Here is a 17,001-nt window from a genome sequence, read left to right as displayed (position 1 = left end):
GAATGCAATTCGCCCCGCCGACCGAAGTCGGCGGGGCGAACACCCTTGGTGAGCTGGTGAGCTAGACCGTGCTCATCGGAGCAGCGCGCGGCTCATGACGACGCGCTGGATCTGGTTGGTGCCCTCGTAGATCTGGGTGATCTTGGCATCGCGCATCATGCGCTCGACCGGGAAGTCGCGAGTGTAGCCGGCGCCACCGAAGAGCTGGACGGCGTCGGTGGTGACCTCCATGGCCACGTCCGAGGCGAGGCACTTCGAGGCCGACGAGATGAAGCCGAGGTTCTTCTCGCCACGCTCTGCGCGGGCGGCGGCGCTGTAGACCATGAGGCGCGCGGCCTCGACCTTCATCGCCATGTCGGCGATCATGAACTCGACGCCCTGGAACGAGGCGATCGGCTTGCCGAACTGCTTGCGGTCCTTGACGTACTCGATGGCCTTGTCGAGCGCACCCTGCGCGATGCCGACGGCCTGGGCGCCGATGGTCGGGCGGGTGTGGTCGAGGGTCTGCAGGGCGGTCTTGAAGCCGGTGCCCTCGTCGCCGATGATGCGGTCGAGCGGGATGGTGCAGTCCTCGAAGTACAGCTCGGCGGTGGGCGAGCCCTTGATGCCGAGCTTCTTCTCCAGCGGCCCGACGGTGAAGCCGGGATCGTCCTTGTGGACCATGAACGCCGAGATGCCGTTGGCGCGCTTCTCCGGATCGGTGACGGCCATGACGGTGTACCAGGTCGACTTGCCGCCGTTGGTGATCCAGCACTTGGAGCCGTTGAGGACCCAGTTGTTGCCGTCGCGGCGGGCGCGGGTCTTCATGCCGGCGGCGTCGGAGCCGGCCTCGCGCTCGGACAGCGCGTAGGAGGCCATGGCCTCACCGGAGGCGATCGACGGCAGCACCTTCTGCTTCAGCTCTTCCGAGCCGTTGAGGATCAGGCCCATGGTGCCGAGCTTGTTCACGGCCGGGATCAGCGACGACGAGGCGCACACACGGGCAACCTCTTCGATGACGATGCAGGCCGCGATCGAGTCGCCGCCCTGGCCGCCGTACTCCTCGGGGACGTGGATGGCGTTGAAGCCCGAGGCGTTCAGCGCGTTGAGCGCCTCCTCCGGGAAGCGCGACTTCTCGTCGACGTCGGCGGCGTGGGGCTCGATCTCCTTCTCGGCGAGCGAGCGGATCGCGTCACGCAGTGCGACGTGCTCCTCCGGGAGCTGGAAGACGTCGAAGTCGGGATTTCCGTAACCCATGTCAACTCCTCACGGCACGGGGTGCCAGTTTCTGTGGTCGATCATCAGTGCAACACGGCACTGAGTGCCATGTCAATGTGCCACACCACCAGGGAGCGGCCACCCACGCCCCCGATTGTCCTCGCCTGCCCCCACCGTGTCCGGGACCTGCGAAAACCCGTCAAGAATTCCGGAGCTGCTCGGCCACCCGGCGCGCGACCTCCTCGGCCGACGTCCCGGCCGGATACGTCACCACCGTCACCTGCTGTTCGGCCGCGTCGGCGCTCGGCTCGCGTACGGCACCGAGTGCCGTCCGGACTCGCGCCAGCTCCCGCCGGAGCCGGTCGACGCTCGCCTCGGCGTCTCCGCGGATCATCTGTCGGAGCAGGTAGTTGTGGGTGCCGGTGATCGCCGCGACGTAGGCGACGATGTGCACCGGCGGCTCGCCGGGCAGCTCCCGACGGAGGAACTCCTCGAAGGCGCCCTGGTAGCGGTAGGTCGTCACCAGCTCGCGGTCGCGCAGCGCCGGAACCTCCTGGACCACCTGCGCACGACGCACCGCCAGGTCGCGGTCCCGCTCGAAGTGACTGAACACCACCTCCGCCGCCGCGCACACCGCCGACCACGGGTCGCCGTCGTACGACGCCAGGGCCTCGCCGACCTGCGCGAGCAGCGTCTCGTGGTCGGCGAAGATGACGTCTTCCTTGGACCCGAACTGCCGGAAGAACGTCCGGCGCGACATCCCGGCCGCCGACGCGATCTGCTCGACCGTCGTCGACTCGTACCCGTGCTCGCTGAACAGCCGGATCGACTCGGCGACGACGTGCATGCGAAAGCCCGCACCATCGACATCGGCAACTGACATGCGTCAAGTATCACCACAGGTTCGCGGGTCATTCGCGTGGACCTCGCGCTCGATTCGACCCACCGCGTACCGTTTCACGGCGATGAATCAGTGGCCACCCGGCGATCCCGCGCGCTTCGGACACCCGCCGCATCGGCCGAATCCGTGGCCGGCACCGCCACCACCTCAGACCTACGGCCCGGTCGTCCGGACCCACGTGATCGCCGACGAGGGCATGGCGAAACGGATACAGCGCGAGAACGGACGCGGGTCGCTGCTCGCGACCGTCATCCCGATCTGGCTGTCTCAGGCGATCGGCTTGGGCGCGATGTGGTTCGGCATGACCGACGAGCGGAAGGTGACGCTGGTCCTCACCGCCGCCTTCGCCCTCATCACCGTCATCTCGATCCTGATGATGACGGCGTGGACGCCGTACATGATCCGCCGGTACTACGGCGCCGGGATCCCGCTCTCCGCCGAGTTCGGACCCGACCACATCGCGTTCACGTCGGGCACGCACACCCAGGTCGTCCGGCTGTCGCAGATCGGCCGGATCATCGTGGGCCGCAATGTGATCCGCATCAGGGCCCACGGCGCGTACGGCGAGCGCATCGTCATCCCGAGGGAGCTCGTGCCGACGAACATCGCCGCGTCGTTGGGCGAGCGCTTCGACAATCCGGGGTTCCGGCACTGGGTGTGACCGGACCCGTACCGACGACGGAAGGCTACCCCCGAGAAGCACCCTCGGCGGACACGTGGATGACACCTCGTCGTCGACGATCCGCAGGAGGCCGCTTTCGGGGGACGCTCTCAGTCCGTGCGGGACTCGGGACCCGGACAACCACAACCGCGGCCGAACATCCCTGTGGAGCGCCGGGGCGCACGCGCGTCCGCGGTCGCCGGGAGTCCTCGGCGCTCGCCCATCCGGACGCGGCGCACGACGTTCTCGACGTCGCGCCCCGCCCCGCCGTGGAGGCTCAGAGGTCTCGCGGCGTCACTCCGCGCGGGCACGCTCACGCAACTCACCCTTGAGGACCTTGCCGGTGGGAGTGCGCGGCAGGTCGCCGGCGAAGACGATGTCGCGCGGCACCTTGTACCCGGCCAGCAGACGACGACCGTGCTCGATGAGCTCCTCGGCGGTCAGCGTCGCGCCCGGGTTGAGCAGCACGTAGGCACGCGGGCGCTCACCCCACTTCTCGTCGGCGACGCCGATGACCGCGACGTCGAGCACCGCGTCGTGGCTCACCAGCGCCTGCTCGACCTCGATGGTGGAGATGTTCTCGCCGCCGGAGATGATGATGTCCTTGGCGCGGTCGCGCAGTTGGATGTAGCCGTCGGGATGCATCACGCCGAGGTCGCCGGTGTGGAACCACCCGCCCGCGAACGCCTTTCGCGTCTCTTCCTCGTCGCGGAAGTAACCGGCCATCACGTTGTTGCCGCGCAGCACGATCTCGCCCATCGTCTCGCCGTCGGCGGGGACGTCGACCAGCGGCAGCGAGTCCGGGACGACGACGCGGGCGTTCTCCGCCTGCACCATGCCGACGCCCTGACGCGACAGCTTCGCCGCGCGCTCGTCGGGCGCGAGGTCGCTCCAGGAGTCCTGGTACTCGCAGATGGTGTATGGCCCGTAGACCTCGGTGAGCCCGTACACGTGGACGACGGTCACGCCGATCGCCTCGAGCGACCCGATGACCGTCGGCGACGGCGGGGCGCCCGCGGTCGTGATGCGCAGCGGCCGGTCGAGCCGGTGCGCCCGCGGCGAGCCGACGATGGTGGTGCACACGGTCGGCGCGCCGCACATGTGGGTGACGCCGAGGTTGTCGATGGCGTCCCAGATGGCCTCTGCCCGCACCGCGCGCAGGCAGATGTGGGTGCCGCCGGCGTGGGTGACCGCCCACGGGGTGCACCAGCCGTTGCAGTGGAACATCGGCAGCGTCCACAGGTACTTGGTCTGGCCGGTGAACTGGTTGTGGAAGGTCTCGCCGAAGGAGTTCAGGTACGCGCCGCGATGGGTGTACATGACGCCCTTGGGCTTGCCGGTGGTGCCGGAGGTGTAGTTGATCGCGATGATCGTGTTCTCGTCGTCGACGGTCCACGGGATCGGCGACGGGTCGAGGTCGCCGGCGGCGGCGAGGTGGTCCTCGTAGGAGACGAGGCCGGGGACGCCGGACTCCCCGACGGGTCCGCCGGTGACGCCGAACTCGGGGTCGGTGATCTCGACGACGGTCTCCACCTGCGGGACGTCGGCGATGATGTCGGCGACGGTGCCGCGGAACTCGGCGTCGAAGTAGAGGGCCCTGGCGCCGGAGTGCTCGAGGATGTAGACCAGCTCGGGCCCGGCCAGTCGCGAGTTCAGGGCGACGAGGACGCCCCCGGCGAGCGGGACGGCGAAGTGCGCGATCAGCATCTCGGGGATGTTCGGGGCCAGGTAGGCGACGCGATCGCCCGGCGCGATCTTCGACCGCAGCACCCGGGCCAGGCGCTGCACGTGGTCGGCGAACTCGGCGTAGCTGTGGCTGCGGCGGCCGTAGACGATGGCCTCGCGGTCGGGGAAGACCGCGGCGGAGCGTTCCAGGAACCGGAGCGGGCTCAGTTCGGAGCGGTTGGCCCCGCCCCACTCGGTGGTCGACGAACCCAGGCCCGTCGCAGGTGCATCCGGGGTGGACACCGACATCTTTCCTCCAGAGAATCTCTCGATCACGCCACTCGACAGGGGGCGGTGTGACGGGCCATACGTAGACGGCGGGTCAGGGTAGGCGATCACATCACAACCCCGTCACCCCCCGAAGAGGGGGTTCGTCGCCGAAGTCGTGACCGGATCGGTGCATTGGGCAAGCCCCACAAAAGCTGGGGCGCACGTCACGGACTTACGTACGGTGGATTCATGTCGACTCCCACCGAGAGCCCCTCACCGTCATCGCCGGACGAGACCACCCCGGACACCACCGGCCCGGGTCACACCCCGATAGCGACGAAACCCACGTCCGACGATCCGGTCGCCCCGGCCGACGTCTCCGCCGACGACGACCTGTCCGCCGACGAGCGCGCGCTCCTGGTCGACAACCTCCGCTTCGTCCTCGACGGCCGCTGGCGCAGCGTCCGCGACACCGTCCGGGAGAACTCCAACCGGGCCGACCTGCTGCCCGACCCCTCCCTGACGCTGGACGAGGCCCGCGAGCGGATTCTCGGGATCATGCGGGAGCTGGCCTCGCAGGGATTCGCGGCGGCCGGATTCGCCGCCGACCACGGCGGCACCGGCGACATCGGCGCCTCGATCACCGCGATCGAGATGCTCGGCTACGCCGACCTGTCGCTCATGGTGAAGGCCGGCGTCCAGTGGGGCCTGTTCGGCGGGGCCGTGGAGAACCTGGGCACCGAGCGCCATCACCAGAAGTACGTGCCGGGCATCATCGACCTCGACATCCTCGGCTGCTTCGCGATGACCGAGACCGGACACGGCTCGAACGTGCAGGCCCTCGAGACCACCGCCACCTACGACCGCGACACCCGCGAGTTCGTGATCCACTCCCCGACCCCGTCGTCGCGCAAGGACTACATCGGCGGCGCGGCGAAGCATGCCCGGTACGCCGCGGTGTTCGCCCAGCTGATCACCGGCGGCCCCGACGAGGAGCCGACGGGCCGCGGCGTGCACTGCTTCGTGGTGCCGATCCGCGACGAGGACGGCACCGACCTGCCCGGCATCACCACCAGCGACTGCGGATACAAGGGCGGCCTCGCCGGCGTCGACAACGGCCGCATCATGTTCGATCAGGTGCGCGTCCCGGCCGAGAACCTGCTGAACCGCTACGCCGACGTCGCCGAGGACGGCACGTACAGCTCGCCCATCGAGAACGAGAACCGCCGGTTCTTCACCATGCTCGGCACCCTCATCCGCGGACGCGTCAGCGTCGCCGCGACCGCCGGCGCCGCCGGCCGCAAGGCGCTGACCCTGGCCACCCGCTACGGCCTGATCCGCAAGCAGTTCGAGGCGCCGGAGGGCACCGACGAGATCACCGTCATGGACTACCTGGGCCATCAGCGCAAGCTCCTCCCGCTGATCGCCAAGTCGTATGCCATCGCGTTCGCCCAGAACGAGATCACCGCAGAACTGCACGAGGTCCAGTCCGGGGCGGCCGACGACTCCGACGCCGGACGGCAGCGCCAGCTCGAAGGCCAGGCGGCCGGGCTCAAGGCGTACGCCACCTGGCACGCCTCGCACGCGATCAACGTCAGTCGCGAGGCCTGTGGCGGCGCCGGCTATCTCGACGAGAACCAGCTCTCCATCATCCGCGGCGACATCGACGTGTTCACCACGTTCGAGGGCGACAACACGGTCATGACCCAGCTCATCGCCAAGGAGCTGCTGTCGGCGTATTCCGAAGACGTGCAGGGTCTCTCGGCGGGCGGATGGGTCAAGTTCATCGCCGGGATGGCGCGCGACATGGTGGCGGAGAAGACCGCCGTCCGACAGGTGGTCCAGACCCTGCTCGACAGCTCCGACGAGGACACCGAGAAGTCCGCGCTGACCAACCGCGGCACCCAGATCCGGCTCTTCCGCAACCGCGAGGACCACCTGGTGCGGACCTGCGCGCAACGCCTGCGCCGCGCACTCGACGACGACAACGACGCCTTCGACGTGTTCAACAACGCGCAGGACCACCTGCTCAAGGTCGGGCACGCGCACATCGAGCGCGTGGTCCTCGAGGCCTTCATCGAGGCGATCGAGAACTGCGATTCCCGCTCTGCCGCAGAACTTCTGGGCAAGGTGTGCGACCTGTTCGTGTACTCCGCCCTCGAGGCCGACCTGTCCTGGTTCATGATGCACCGCCACATCTCGGTCGAGCGCGCCAAGGCGGTTCGGCGGGGCGTCAACGAGCTCTGCCAGGAACTGCGTCCGCACGCCCGCACTCTCGTCGACGCCTTCGGCGTCCCAGAGGAGCTGCTGCGCGCGCCGATGCTCGTCAACGGCTGAGCGGCGACGACCCGAGCACGACACACCAGCGACAGGCGCCCGGCCCACGTGGTCGGGCGCCTGTCGTCGTCGGTGCCCGTCTCACCACGCTGTTCGCGACCTCGGTGTTTCGACTCGCGACATCGAGGGCAACACTGCCCAGGACGCCGCCGTGTAGTAGCCGCAGCGACGCATCGACGATCTCGGCACCCGTCCTCCCCATGGCCTGCGACGGGCGAATCAACACGACAGTCAGGGGAATCCATGTTCCGCCATACCGACTACATGCAATTCGACGTCAAGCCCGAAAAGCCCGACCCCGTCTATGCGCGCAAGCTCCAGGAGCTGCTGGGCGGCGCGTTCGGCGAGATGACGGTCACGATGCAGTACCTCATGCAGGGCTGGAACTGTCGCATGAAGGGCAAGTACAAGGACCTCATCATGGACATCGCGACCGAGGAGATCGGTCACGTCGAGATGATCGCCACGATGGTGGCCCGGCTCCTCGAGGGCGCGCCGGTCACCGACTCCACCGCCAACGCCCTCGGCGACCCGGTGGTGGCCGCGGTCCTCGGCGGCTCCGATCCCACCCAGGCCGTCTTCTCCGGCGGCGGGCCGCGCCTGGCCGACTCCAACGGCGTGCCGTGGAACGCCGGCTACATCGTCCACAGCGGCAACCTGCTCGCCGACTTCCACGCCAACGTCACCGCGGAGGCCCAGGGTCGCGTGCAGACCGCCCGCCTGTGGCACATGACCGACGACCCGGGCGTCAAGGACATGCTGCGGTTCAACCTGGCGCGCGACACCCTCCACCAGAACCTCTGGCTCAAGGCCATCGAGGAGCTCAAGGAGGACGGGCTCGAGGGCACCATCGCCCCCGACGACCTGTTCGACGAGGAGTACAGCGAGCACGCGAGCACGATCTGGCATCTGTCCGACGGCGAGGACTCCGACAAGGGCGGCTGGGCGAGCGGCCCGACGCCCGACGGCCGGCACGAGTTCACGTTCCTGGCCGACCCGCAGCCGCTGGGTGAGCGCCAATCGGGTCCGCCGCCGGATCCGAAGCTCTATGCGACGTACGACGGCGCCATGGGGACGCCCCAGAAGCCGAAGTTCGGCACGGAGAAGGGCGTCATCGGCAAGATCAAGGACGCCGTCGATCCCGATCCGACCGGCTAGATCCGCCCGACGCGCGGCGTCCGCGGCCCCGGACCCGGGGTCGCGGCGTCGCGCGTTCACGGGCGACCCGAACCGGGCCATAACCGTCCCGCGACGGACCATCCGACACGGAGGTGTCACATGACCGCTCTACCCGACCTGCTGACCACGCCGTTCCGGTGGCTGGCGGCGCTGCGGCACGCCCGGGTGTTCCACCCCGACGGACTGCTGTGCGGCGGTGTCGCATCGGTGGCCGGCGATCACCCGCTGCCGTTCCGTTCCGGGCCGGTAACCGTGCGTCTGTCCAAGGGGATCGGCACGCCCGGCGGGCTGCCCGACATCGTGGGGGTCGCCATCCGGTTCCCCGGTGCGACCGACCCCGTCTCGCCCGTGCCCACCGCCGCCGGCACCTGGGATCTCCTGCTCGCCGGACCTGCGCCGCTGTCGGGACGCCTGCCGATCCCGCTGCCGTCGACGCACTGGGCGCCGACGGCGGTCTCGAGCCTCACGCCCTACCGTCACGACGGCGAGCTCTACTGGATTCGCGCCCGCATCGTCGAGCCCACCGGGCCGACGGGACTGTCGATCGAGGACCTCGCCGCGTGCCTGAGGACGAACCGGAAGATCGTGCTCATCCTCGAGGCCGGGTTCGGTCGCTTCGTGCCCATCGCCCGGATCGAACTCGACCACGCGCTGACCGGCCTCGATGTGGACTTCGACCCCATCCTCAACCGCCCCGAAGGCGTCGAGTTCGCGCCGTCGTGGCTGGGCGACCTACGCCGACGCGCCTACCGCGACAGCCGGCAGGGGCGTCACTCGGCGGTGTCCTGACCCTTCTCGGGTTCGGACCCCTTGCCGGAATCGGGGTTCTTCCCGGGCTCGGTTCGGCGCGACGGCCCCAGCCCCAGCCGGACGGCGGTGTGGGCCTGGGTGAGTTCGCTGCGGAATCGCTCGACGTCGCGCGCCCACGCCTGGGCCAGCTTCCCCGACTTCAGCCGGACGCCGACGCCCTTGCGCCGGCGCGGCACCCCGTGGAGCTCGCCGAGTGCCGGGGCGCTCTCCCAGTCCTCCGGGGTCGGCGAGTTGTTCGGCGGGAAGATCTTCTCGATGTCGGCCAGGTCGATGGTCACCGCGCCCTGGCGCAGGGTCGTCTCGGTCAGTTCGACGCTGACGTGCCTGCGGGCCGCCGACACCTGCACCAGCGAGAAGCCGACCAGCAGGACCAGGAACACGATGAGGACCGGCCAGTGCACCGGACCGGGCGAGAAGATCTCGAGTGCGAGCACCGCGCCGACGAGCACCGGGCCGATGAGGATCACCCACCAACTCCCGCCCGGCTCGTAGAACAGGACCTCGCCCGACTCCCGGTCGGACCCGCCTGCCTTGCGGGTGTCGTCGGTCACGGCTTGGTGCTGCGCCCGAGGTTCCGCTTCTTGCGCGGTTCGGGTTCCTTGCCGGTGAACCAGAACTCCGACTCGGGCCGGTACGCCAGCAGCGAGCCGAACAGGCCGATGACGCCGGCGAGCAGTGTGAGGGCGAAGAGCGGCGATCCCAGGCCCACGCTCAAGAACAGCAGCATGGCGACCACGACGAGCGTCAGCGCCGACAGCGACGAACGCCAGCGGACGTCACCGGTGAAGGCCTTGCTGCCCAGCAGGATGTAGGCGAGACCCACGATAAGGACCAGGACGCCCAGCGCGCCGGAGGCCACCGTGCCGGAGTCGTCGAACACCGACACGACCACCACCAGTGCGCCGAGCAGCGCCATCAGCACACCCGAGGCGAGCCAGCATCGGTAGGCCCAGACGACGAGTTTCGGACGCTGCGCCGGGTCGGGACTTGTCACTGCTTGTTCGGTCCTTCGGTGTCGGTGTTCTCGGTTCCGGTGGGCTGGGACCCGGGCCCCTGTGCCGGGCTCTGCGTCGGGTCCGCACTGGTCGCGTCACCGGATCGACTGCCACCATACGGTGTACCACCATGCTCCGGCGGGGTCTGTGACGCAGATCCGTGGGGGCGTCCCGGATCGTTCGCGGCCGGGTTCGGGGTATGGGGATTCTGGCCGTAGGGGTTCTCGTGGTACGGGTTCTGCTCGTACGGACTCTGCCCGTACGGATTCTGCGTGTACGGATTCTGGGCGTACGGGTTCTGCGTGTACGGATTCTGGGCGTACGGGTTCGGGCCGTGGACCGCTGGTGCGGGCTGCGGCGTCTTGGCGGCCTTGCGGACCTGTGCCATGCGCCGGCAATACTTCTCCGAATCGCCCTTCATGAGCAGCACCGTCGCACCGAGCGCGGCGACGCCGCCGATGACCAGCGGCACCATGGCCCACGCCGGGGAGATGTCGGCGAAGAACGAGAAGACCATGTCCACGACGATGTAGACGCCCATCGCGCCGAGCACGATGCGCGCCCAGTTGTAGCCCTTGCGGGTGAGCCAGACGATCAGGGCGGTGACCGCCGTGAGCGCCACGGTCATCGCGACGAGGATGCCGATGATGACGCCCGCCGAGGTCGCGGTCTCCAGCTGCTCGGGTGTCAGGCCCTCCGGCGGGTTCTTGCGGACCTGCTCGCGCAGGGAGTCGATCATGCTGCCGGTCTGCGCGAACCGCCCGATGATCTGGCCGAGGACGGCCACGACCCACAACTCGACGGCGATCGCGATCGAGTCCGGGATCGACGGGCGCAGTTGCGGTTCGTCGGGCGCGGTCCCAGGGGACGACGCCCCGGAGGACTGCGGCCCGGAGGACGGGTCGAACGGTGCGGACATGGATTCCAGCCTAGTGAATCCGCCACTGCGACCGTCGGGCCGATGAGCGGCCTCGCGCCGCGGCGGCGGTGCGGTCAGGACAGCAGTTCGGCGACCTCGGCGGCCCAGTAGGTCAGGATGATCGACGCCCCGGCACGCCGGATCGAGGTCAGCGACTCGAGGATCGCCGCGTCCCGGTCGATCCAGCCGCGCTCGGCGGCCGCGGTGATCATCGAGTACTCGCCGCTGATCTGGTAGGCGGCCACCGGCACGTCGCTCGTCTCGGCGACGTCGCGGACGATGTCGAGATAGCTCATCGCCGGCTTGACCATCACGATGTCGGCGCCCTCCTCGAGGTCCAGCCGGACCTCGCGCAAGGCCTCGATGCGATTGGCCGCATCCTGCTGGTAGGTGCGGCGGTCGCCCTGCAGCGACGAGCCGACGGCCTCGCGGAACGGGCCGTAGAACGCCGAGGCGTACTTGGCGGCGTAGGCCAGGATGCCGGTGTCGGCGAAGCCCTCGGCGTCGAGTGCGGCGCGGATGGCGGCGACCTGGCCGTCCATCATCCCGCTCGGTCCCAACAGGTGGGCGCCGGCGCGCGCCTGTGCGAGCGCCATCGACACGTAGCGGTCGAGGGTCACGTCGTTGTCGACGCGGCCCCGGCCGTCGAGGACGCCGCAGTGGCCGTGGTCGGTGAACTCGTCGAGGCAGGTGTCGGCCATCAGGACCGTCGAGTCGCCGAGATCATCGGTCAGCGCGCGCAGGGCGCGGTTGAGGACGCCGTCGTCGGCATCCGCGGCCGATCCGGCCGCGTCCTTGTCCTCGGCCCGGGGAACGCCGAACAGCATCAGCCCGCCGACCCCGGCCTCCACGGCCGATGCCGCGGCGGCGCGCAGCGAGTCCATCGTGTGCTGCACGACGCCGGGCATCGAGGAGATGGGCTTGGGCTCGTCGATGCCGTCGGCGACGAACATCGGCAGCACGAGTTGCCGTGGCGCGAGCGTGGTCTCGGCGACCAGACGCCGCATCGCGGCGGTGGTGCGCAGCCGGCGGGGCCGGATGAGGGGTGCCATGTCCGACGCCCCGCTCACGAACGCGACCGGCGGGACTTCTTGCGCGGCGGGGGCAGTGCGCCCTCGGCACGAAGCCGTGCGGCGTGTTCGGCGAGCGCGTCGACCAGTTCGATGACCGAGGCGTTCTCCGGCTGCACGTCCACGCGCAGGCCGAACTCCGTTGCGGTCTCGGCGGTCTTGGGGCCGATGCACGCGACGATGGTGCGCGCGTGCGGCTTCCCGGCGATGCCGACGAGGTTGCGGACCGTCGAGCTGGAGGTGAAGCAGACCGCGTCGAAGCCGCCGGTCTTGATCATCTCGCGGGTCTCGGCGGGCGGCGGAGCGGCGCGCACGGTGCGGTACGCGGTGACGTCGTCGATCTCCCAGCCGCGGTCGCGCAGGCCCTCCGACAGGGTCTCGGTGGCGATGTCGGCGCGCGGCAACAGGACCCGGTTCACCGGGTCGAAGACGTCGTCGTAGGGCGGGAAGTCCTCGAGGAGACCCAGCGAGCTCTGCTCACCCGACGGCACGAGTTCGGGGTTGATGCCGAAGGAACGCACCTTGTCGGCGGTGGCCTCGCCGACGCAGGCGATCTTGACGCCCGAGAACGCGCGGGCGTCGAGGCCGAACTCGGCGAACTTCTCCCACACGGCGCGCACCGAGTTGGTCGAGGTGAACACGACCCACTGGTAGCGGCCGTCGACGAGTCCCTTGACCGCGCGCTCCATCTGCGCGGGGCTGCGCGGCGGCTCGACGGCGATCGTCGGCACCTCCTTGGGGATGGCGCCGTGGCTGATGAGTCGCTCGCTCATGTCGGCGGCCTGGTCCTTGGTGCGCGGCACCAGCACCGTCCAGCCGTAGAGGGAACGCGATTCCCACCAGGAGAGCTTGTTGCGGGCGCCGACGACCTTGCCGACGGTGACGACCAGCGGGCCGGTGAGCGCGTTGCCCTGCTCGTTGAGCGTGGCGAGCGTCGCCTCGATGGTGCGCTGGGCGCAGGTGGTGCCGTTGATGGTGATCGCAGCGGGGGTCTGCGGGGCCATGCCGTGCTCGGTCAGGGCGCTGGCGGTCTCGGCCAGGTGGCCGGAGGTCGCGTGCAGGACCAGCGGGCCCGGGGCCGCGGCCAGGGCGGCCCAGTCGACCTCGCCGCGGACGTCGGCCTCGGTGTGGGTGGAGCCCAGCGGCATGCCCGCGTAGCTCGGCACCACCGACGCGGCGGGCAGGCCCGGCAGCACCTCGAAGGTGACCGACGTGCGGGCCACGGCGTTGACCTCCGCGAGCACCGAGTCGGTGGTCAGCGGGTCGCCGGCCACGATGCGGACCACGTCCTCACCGTTCTTGGCGGCGGCGACCAGGGTCTTGGCGACCTCGGACGGATCGCCGAGCGCGGGCCGGACCACCGACTCCTCCTCGGCCTTGTCGGCCTCGGCGGTCGCGGTCTCGTCCTTGGCGGCGTCGGCTTCGGCGGCCTTGTCGGCCTTCTTGGTCGAACGGCGAGTGTTCGGTGCGGGGTCTTCGCGATGCGCACTGCCGATCAGCGAGACCACGGTCGACGGCACATCGGGGTCGATGTAGGCCGTGGTCGCGTTGACGATCACGGTGCGTGCCCGCACGGTGAGCAGGTCAGGATCACCTGGACCCGACCCCACGAACAGGATCCGTCCGGGATTTGCCTTCTTCGTACGGCTCATGGGTTCGCACTCTCCTGCCCTCTGCTCCGAGGGCTGCAGTTCGTTCTCTGCTAGGGAGAGTTGACGAGTTCGCCCGCTCCCAGCTCCAGCAGTTCGGCGGCGAGGTCCTTGCCCAGCTCGACGGCCCGATCGACCGGGCCCACCACCGATGCGCGGATCACGTCGGATCCGTCCTCGGCCGCCACCGCCGCGCGAAGCGACAGTTCGGCGAAGATGCGCCCGTCCTCGTCGATCGACTCGACCACCTCGGCGATCGCACCGACCGGCGCGGTGCACCCGGCCTCGAGGGCCGCGAGCACCGACCGTTCGGCCTCGATGGCCGCACGGGTGGACGGATCGTCCAACTCGGCGAGTATTCTCACCAGTTCGGCATCGTCTGAGCGGCACTCGACTGCCAGAGCGCCCTGCGCCGGAGCCGGCAGCATGACCACCGGATCGAGCGCCTCGGTGACCACTTCGGTCCGTCCGATCCGCACGAGCCCGGCCCGGGCGACCACGACCGCGTCGAGTTCGCCGCTGGCGACTTTGCCCAACCGAGAATCTAGGTTGCCTCTTAGGGGGCGGATTTCCAAACCGAGACCCAATGCTCTAAGCTGTGCGGCCCTGCGCGGCGCGGAGGTCCCCACCACCGATCCCGGCGGCAGTTCTCCCAGCACCAGACCGTCCCGGCTGACCAGCGCATCCCGGGGGTCGACGCGGGTGGGGACCGCCGCGATGGTGAGGTCGTCCTCGGGGGCGGTCGGCAGGTCCTTGTAGGAGTGGACGGCGACGTCGACCTCGTTGTTGCGCAGCGCCACGCGGATCGCCGTGGTGAAGACGCCGACGCCGATCTCGGCGACCGGCCGGGCCGAGGCGTCGCCCTCGGTCTTGATGATGACCAGTTCGGCGGGGTGACCGGCGGCGGTCAGCGCGTCGGCGATGGTCTGGGCCTGGGTGGTGGCCAGCAGCGAACCCCGGGTGCCGACGCGGATCGGCGCGGATGCGGATGAGCTCATCGGTCGCCCTGCTGTTCCGCGGCGTCGGTGGTGAACCGATCCGGTGCCGACACCGATTCGGCCGCACCGGGTTTGAGTTCGAAGAGCTCGCGCAGGGCCTCGGCATAGTGATCGCCGTTCGGGGTCGAGGCGAGCTGCTTGACGCGCACGGTCGGGGCGTGCAGCAGCTTGTCGACGACGCGGCGGACCGTCTTGGCGATCTCGTCGCGCTGCGAGCTCTCGAGGTCCGGCAGGCGGGTCTCGAGGCGCAGGATCTCGGCCTCGACGACGTCGGCGGCGCGCTGGCGCAGCGCGGCGACGGTCGGCGTGACCTCGGCCTGGCGCTGGTGGGTCAGGTAGTCGGCGAGCTCGGCCGCGACGATCGAGCGGGCCGCGAGGGTGTCGTTCTCGGCGGCCTGGGTCGCGGAGTCGCCGCGCAATCCCTCGATGTCGACGACGTGCACGCCGGGCAGCCGCGCGGCGGCCGGGTCGACGTTGCGCGGGAGACCGAGATCACAGATGACCAGGGGCGAGGAGTCGTTCTTGCGGGTGCGCTCGGCGAGGGCCGAGTGGACCGCGCCCACGGTCACCACGTTGCCCACCGCGCCGGTGCAGCTGACGACCACGTCGGCGTCGGCCATCGCCGACGGCAGGTCGTCGAGGCCGACCCCGTGCACGGCGATGCCGTGGTTGGCGGCGATGTTGTCGGCCAGGTGGCGGGCGTTGTCGACGGTGCGGTTGACGACGTACATCTCGGTGACGCCGTCGCGCGCGAGGTGGGCCGTGGCCAGGCCGCCCATCGCGCCGGCGCCGACCACGACGGCCCGCCGCAGCCGGTGCGCGCCGGTGGCGGGATCGGTGAGCAATGCCTTGGCGCGGCGCAGCGCGACGGAGACGACGGATGCGCCGGCGCGGTCGATGCCGGTCTCGGTGTGGACGCGCTTGCCGACCCGCAGCGCCTGCTGCGCGAGTTCGTGCAGGACGCGGCCGGCGGAGTCGTTGGCGTCCGCGCTCAGGTAGGCGTTGCGGATCTGCCCGAGGATCTGCTGCTCGCCGACGACCAGCGAGTCCAGCCCCGCGGCAACGGTGAACAGGTGCTCGACGGCGGCTTCGGAGTAGCGCACGTAGGCGTATCGGGTCATGTCGTTGACGGTCATGCCCGAGTGGTCGCCGAGGACCTCCCCGACCGCCTCGAGGGCCGGGTGGAAGGCGTCGACGACCGCGTAGATCTCCACGCGGTTGCAGGTCGAGACGACCATGGCCTCGGAGATCGAGCGCGATGACAGGAGCTGGTCGACCAGCTTCGGACGGTCGTGGTCGGAGACCGCCAACCGCTCCAGCACTTCCACCGGAGCACTGCGGTGCGATACCCCGAACAACAGAACACTCACGCTGTCACCGTTTCTTCACCCATTGCGTTTTCCTGGCGCCCGTCGGCCGCCTTCACCTCGCGAGGCGGCGCGCTGACGTCGTCGCGTGAGGAGATCTCGAGGTGGTCGCGTGCGGCCTGCGCTGCGGCCTGAGTGGCGCCGCGCGAGGCCTGGAACGACAACACCTGCAACTCCAAGGCTAGATCAACCTGTCTGACGACGACATCCGCCTCCGTCGTCAGCGACACGGGAGTGACGTTGAGCACCTGGCGGACGCCGGCGGCGACGAAGGCGTCGAACGCCTCCTGCGCGTGCTCGTCGGAGGTCGCCACCACCCCGATCTCCACCGCCGGGCGCATGCGCCGGCAGGCCTCGGTGATGTCGGACAGCGGCGCGATGGCCGGGCCGCCGGCCTCGAGAGACGTCCCGGTCAGCGACGGATCGGCGTCGAACATGGCGGCCACCCGGAAACCGCGGCCGAAGCCGGTGTGGGCGAGCAGCGCGCGCCCGAGCTGCCCGGCGCCGGCGAGCGCGACCGTGTGGACGCTGTCGGTGTGCAACGCCATCGAGATGCGCGCGGTGAGGCGTCCGACGTCATAGCCGACGCCGCGCACGCCGTTGGCGCCGATGTAGGACAGGTCCTTGCGCAGGATCGCGGGGTTCACCCCGGCCGCGGTGGCGAGCTCGCCGCTCGAGGCGATCAGGGTGCCGCGCCGGCTGAACGACCGCAGCACGTGGAGATAGGTGGCCAGTCGCGCGACGGTGGGCGCGGGGATGTCCTGCCGGGACGGCGACGGCGTCTCGGACGCGGGAGGGTCGGCGTCGCCCGACTTCCGACGATCGGCGCCCACGTTCACCCCCAGACATCCGGCTCACAGGTCGTGTCGAGGATATAACCCCCGTGTGAATCTCTTCACACGGGGTCTCACGATCGGCGCACCTGTGTTAAACGCAATCCCCGCTACGCGATGCCGTAGACCGGACGGCCGCGGCCGGGCCCG

General features: G+C 69.9%; 15 protein-coding genes. 4 read left to right on the top strand and 11 right to left on the bottom strand.

What is annotated here, in order from left to right; translation table 11 throughout:
- Positions 1 to 72: 72 nt before the first annotated feature.
- Together GP2_RS03455 and GP2_RS03450 are read right to left on the bottom strand one after the other, a co-directional pair.
- Positions 73 to 1,236, bottom strand: coding sequence for an acyl-CoA dehydrogenase (locus GP2_RS03455; protein ID WP_006899080.1), 1,164 nt, complete (start codon positions 1,234 to 1,236; stop codon positions 73 to 75).
- Between the two features lie 160 nt (positions 1,237 to 1,396).
- Entirely contained in the window at positions 1,397 to 2,080 is a 684-nt protein-coding gene (locus tag GP2_RS03450) for a TetR family transcriptional regulator (RefSeq protein WP_040526317.1), read from the bottom strand.
- An 82-nt stretch (positions 2,081 to 2,162) separates the two neighbouring features.
- Between GP2_RS03450 and GP2_RS03445 the strand changes: the two genes are divergently transcribed.
- The gene (locus GP2_RS03445) at positions 2,163 to 2,759 is read left to right on the top strand and encodes a hypothetical protein (protein WP_040526315.1); all 597 of its coding nucleotides are present in this window, start codon (positions 2,163 to 2,165) and stop codon (positions 2,757 to 2,759) included.
- Between the two features lie 294 nt (positions 2,760 to 3,053).
- On the opposite strand, the gene GP2_RS03440 is transcribed toward GP2_RS03445, so the two are convergent.
- Positions 3,054 to 4,733: an AMP-binding protein gene (locus tag GP2_RS03440; RefSeq protein WP_006899077.1), complete on the bottom strand. Its 1,680-nt coding sequence runs from the start codon at positions 4,731 to 4,733 to the stop codon at positions 3,054 to 3,056.
- 210 nt (positions 4,734 to 4,943) lie between these two features.
- Here GP2_RS03440 and GP2_RS03435 point away from each other — a divergent pair, with 210 nt between their 5' ends.
- The 3 genes from GP2_RS03435 to GP2_RS03425 all read left to right on the top strand — a co-directional run bounded on the left by GP2_RS03435 (position 4,944) and on the right by GP2_RS03425 (position 8,999).
- Positions 4,944 to 7,031: an acyl-CoA dehydrogenase family protein gene (locus GP2_RS03435; RefSeq protein ID WP_006899076.1), complete on the top strand. Its 2,088-nt coding sequence runs from the start codon at positions 4,944 to 4,946 to the stop codon at positions 7,029 to 7,031.
- 243 nt (positions 7,032 to 7,274) lie between these two features.
- Complete coding sequence (locus GP2_RS03430; RefSeq protein ID WP_006899075.1) at positions 7,275 to 8,189, top strand: manganese catalase; 915 nt, start codon at positions 7,275 to 7,277, stop codon at positions 8,187 to 8,189.
- 120 nt (positions 8,190 to 8,309) lie between these two features.
- A complete protein-coding gene (locus GP2_RS03425) occupies positions 8,310 to 8,999 on the top strand; it encodes a hypothetical protein (protein WP_006899074.1) in 690 nt (229 codons plus the stop codon).
- Here the strand turns inward: GP2_RS03425 and mce1N are convergent.
- The 8 genes from mce1N to GP2_RS03385 all read right to left on the bottom strand — a co-directional run bounded on the left by mce1N (position 8,981) and on the right by GP2_RS03385 (position 16,851).
- Positions 8,981 to 9,571, bottom strand: a complete 591-nt coding sequence (mce1N, locus tag GP2_RS03420) for a transport-regulating membrane protein Mce1N (protein WP_006899073.1) — start codon at positions 9,569 to 9,571, stop codon at positions 8,981 to 8,983. The genes GP2_RS03425 and mce1N overlap by 19 nt on opposite strands.
- Positions 9,568 to 10,014: a hypothetical protein gene (locus GP2_RS03415; RefSeq protein WP_006899072.1), complete on the bottom strand. Its 447-nt coding sequence runs from the start codon at positions 10,012 to 10,014 to the stop codon at positions 9,568 to 9,570. The genes mce1N and GP2_RS03415 overlap by 4 nt, the downstream gene beginning before the upstream one ends.
- Complete coding sequence (locus tag GP2_RS03410) at positions 10,011 to 10,934, bottom strand: hypothetical protein (RefSeq protein WP_006899071.1); 924 nt, start codon at positions 10,932 to 10,934, stop codon at positions 10,011 to 10,013. Before GP2_RS03410 ends, GP2_RS03415 begins: the two co-directional genes overlap by 4 nt.
- A gap of 74 nt (positions 10,935 to 11,008) precedes the next feature.
- Positions 11,009 to 11,986 carry a porphobilinogen synthase gene (gene hemB / locus GP2_RS03405; RefSeq protein ID WP_006899070.1) on the bottom strand — a complete coding sequence of 326 codons (978 nt, stop codon included), beginning with the start codon at positions 11,984 to 11,986 and terminating at the stop codon, positions 11,009 to 11,011.
- Positions 11,987 to 12,000: 14 nt separating this feature from the next.
- A complete protein-coding gene (locus GP2_RS03400; RefSeq protein WP_006899069.1) occupies positions 12,001 to 13,656 on the bottom strand; it encodes a bifunctional uroporphyrinogen-III C-methyltransferase/uroporphyrinogen-III synthase in 1,656 nt (551 codons plus the stop codon).
- A 50-nt stretch (positions 13,657 to 13,706) separates the two neighbouring features.
- Positions 13,707 to 14,651 carry a hydroxymethylbilane synthase gene (gene hemC, locus GP2_RS03395; RefSeq protein WP_006899068.1) on the bottom strand — a complete coding sequence of 315 codons (945 nt, stop codon included), beginning with the start codon at positions 14,649 to 14,651 and terminating at the stop codon, positions 13,707 to 13,709.
- Positions 14,648 to 16,021, bottom strand: coding sequence for a glutamyl-tRNA reductase (locus GP2_RS03390; protein ID WP_006899067.1), 1,374 nt, complete (start codon positions 16,019 to 16,021; stop codon positions 14,648 to 14,650). Before GP2_RS03390 ends, hemC begins: the two co-directional genes overlap by 4 nt.
- Positions 16,018 to 16,851 (bottom strand): redox-sensing transcriptional repressor Rex, encoded by an 834-nt coding sequence (locus tag GP2_RS03385; RefSeq protein ID WP_040526330.1) that lies wholly within the window; start codon positions 16,849 to 16,851, stop codon positions 16,018 to 16,020. Before GP2_RS03385 ends, GP2_RS03390 begins: the two co-directional genes overlap by 4 nt.
- Between the last annotated feature and the right edge of the window lie 150 nt (positions 16,852 to 17,001).

Origin of the sequence: Gordonia paraffinivorans NBRC 108238, assembly GCF_000344155.1 — a bacterium.
GTDB lineage: Bacteria > Actinomycetota > Actinomycetes > Mycobacteriales > Mycobacteriaceae > Gordonia > Gordonia paraffinivorans.
The sequence above is the reverse complement of the archived record's forward strand: the minus strand, read 5'-3'. Positions and strand labels throughout refer to the sequence as shown.

Excerpts from the sequence above, each read along its gene's own strand:
- GP2_RS03455 (WP_006899080.1), bottom strand. The coding sequence starts at position 1,236 with ATGGGTTACGGAAATCCCGACTTCGACGTCTTCCAGCTCCCGGAGGAG.
- GP2_RS03450 (WP_040526317.1), bottom strand. The coding sequence starts at position 2,080 with ATGTCAGTTGCCGATGTCGATGGTGCGGGCTTTCGCATGCACGTCGTC.
- GP2_RS03445 (WP_040526315.1), top strand. The coding sequence starts at position 2,163 with ATGAATCAGTGGCCACCCGGCGATCCCGCGCGCTTCGGACACCCGCCG.
- GP2_RS03440 (WP_006899077.1), bottom strand. The coding sequence starts at position 4,733 with ATGTCGGTGTCCACCCCGGATGCACCTGCGACGGGCCTGGGTTCGTCG.
- GP2_RS03435 (WP_006899076.1), top strand. The coding sequence starts at position 4,944 with ATGTCGACTCCCACCGAGAGCCCCTCACCGTCATCGCCGGACGAGACC.
- GP2_RS03430 (WP_006899075.1), top strand. The coding sequence starts at position 7,275 with ATGTTCCGCCATACCGACTACATGCAATTCGACGTCAAGCCCGAAAAG.
- GP2_RS03425 (WP_006899074.1), top strand. The coding sequence starts at position 8,310 with ATGACCGCTCTACCCGACCTGCTGACCACGCCGTTCCGGTGGCTGGCG.
- GP2_RS03410 (WP_006899071.1), bottom strand. The coding sequence starts at position 10,934 with ATGTCCGCACCGTTCGACCCGTCCTCCGGGCCGCAGTCCTCCGGGGCG.
- hemB (WP_006899070.1), bottom strand. The coding sequence starts at position 11,986 with ATGGCACCCCTCATCCGGCCCCGCCGGCTGCGCACCACCGCCGCGATG.
- GP2_RS03400 (WP_006899069.1), bottom strand. The coding sequence starts at position 13,656 with ATGAGCCGTACGAAGAAGGCAAATCCCGGACGGATCCTGTTCGTGGGG.
- hemC (WP_006899068.1), bottom strand. The coding sequence starts at position 14,651 with ATGAGCTCATCCGCATCCGCGCCGATCCGCGTCGGCACCCGGGGTTCG.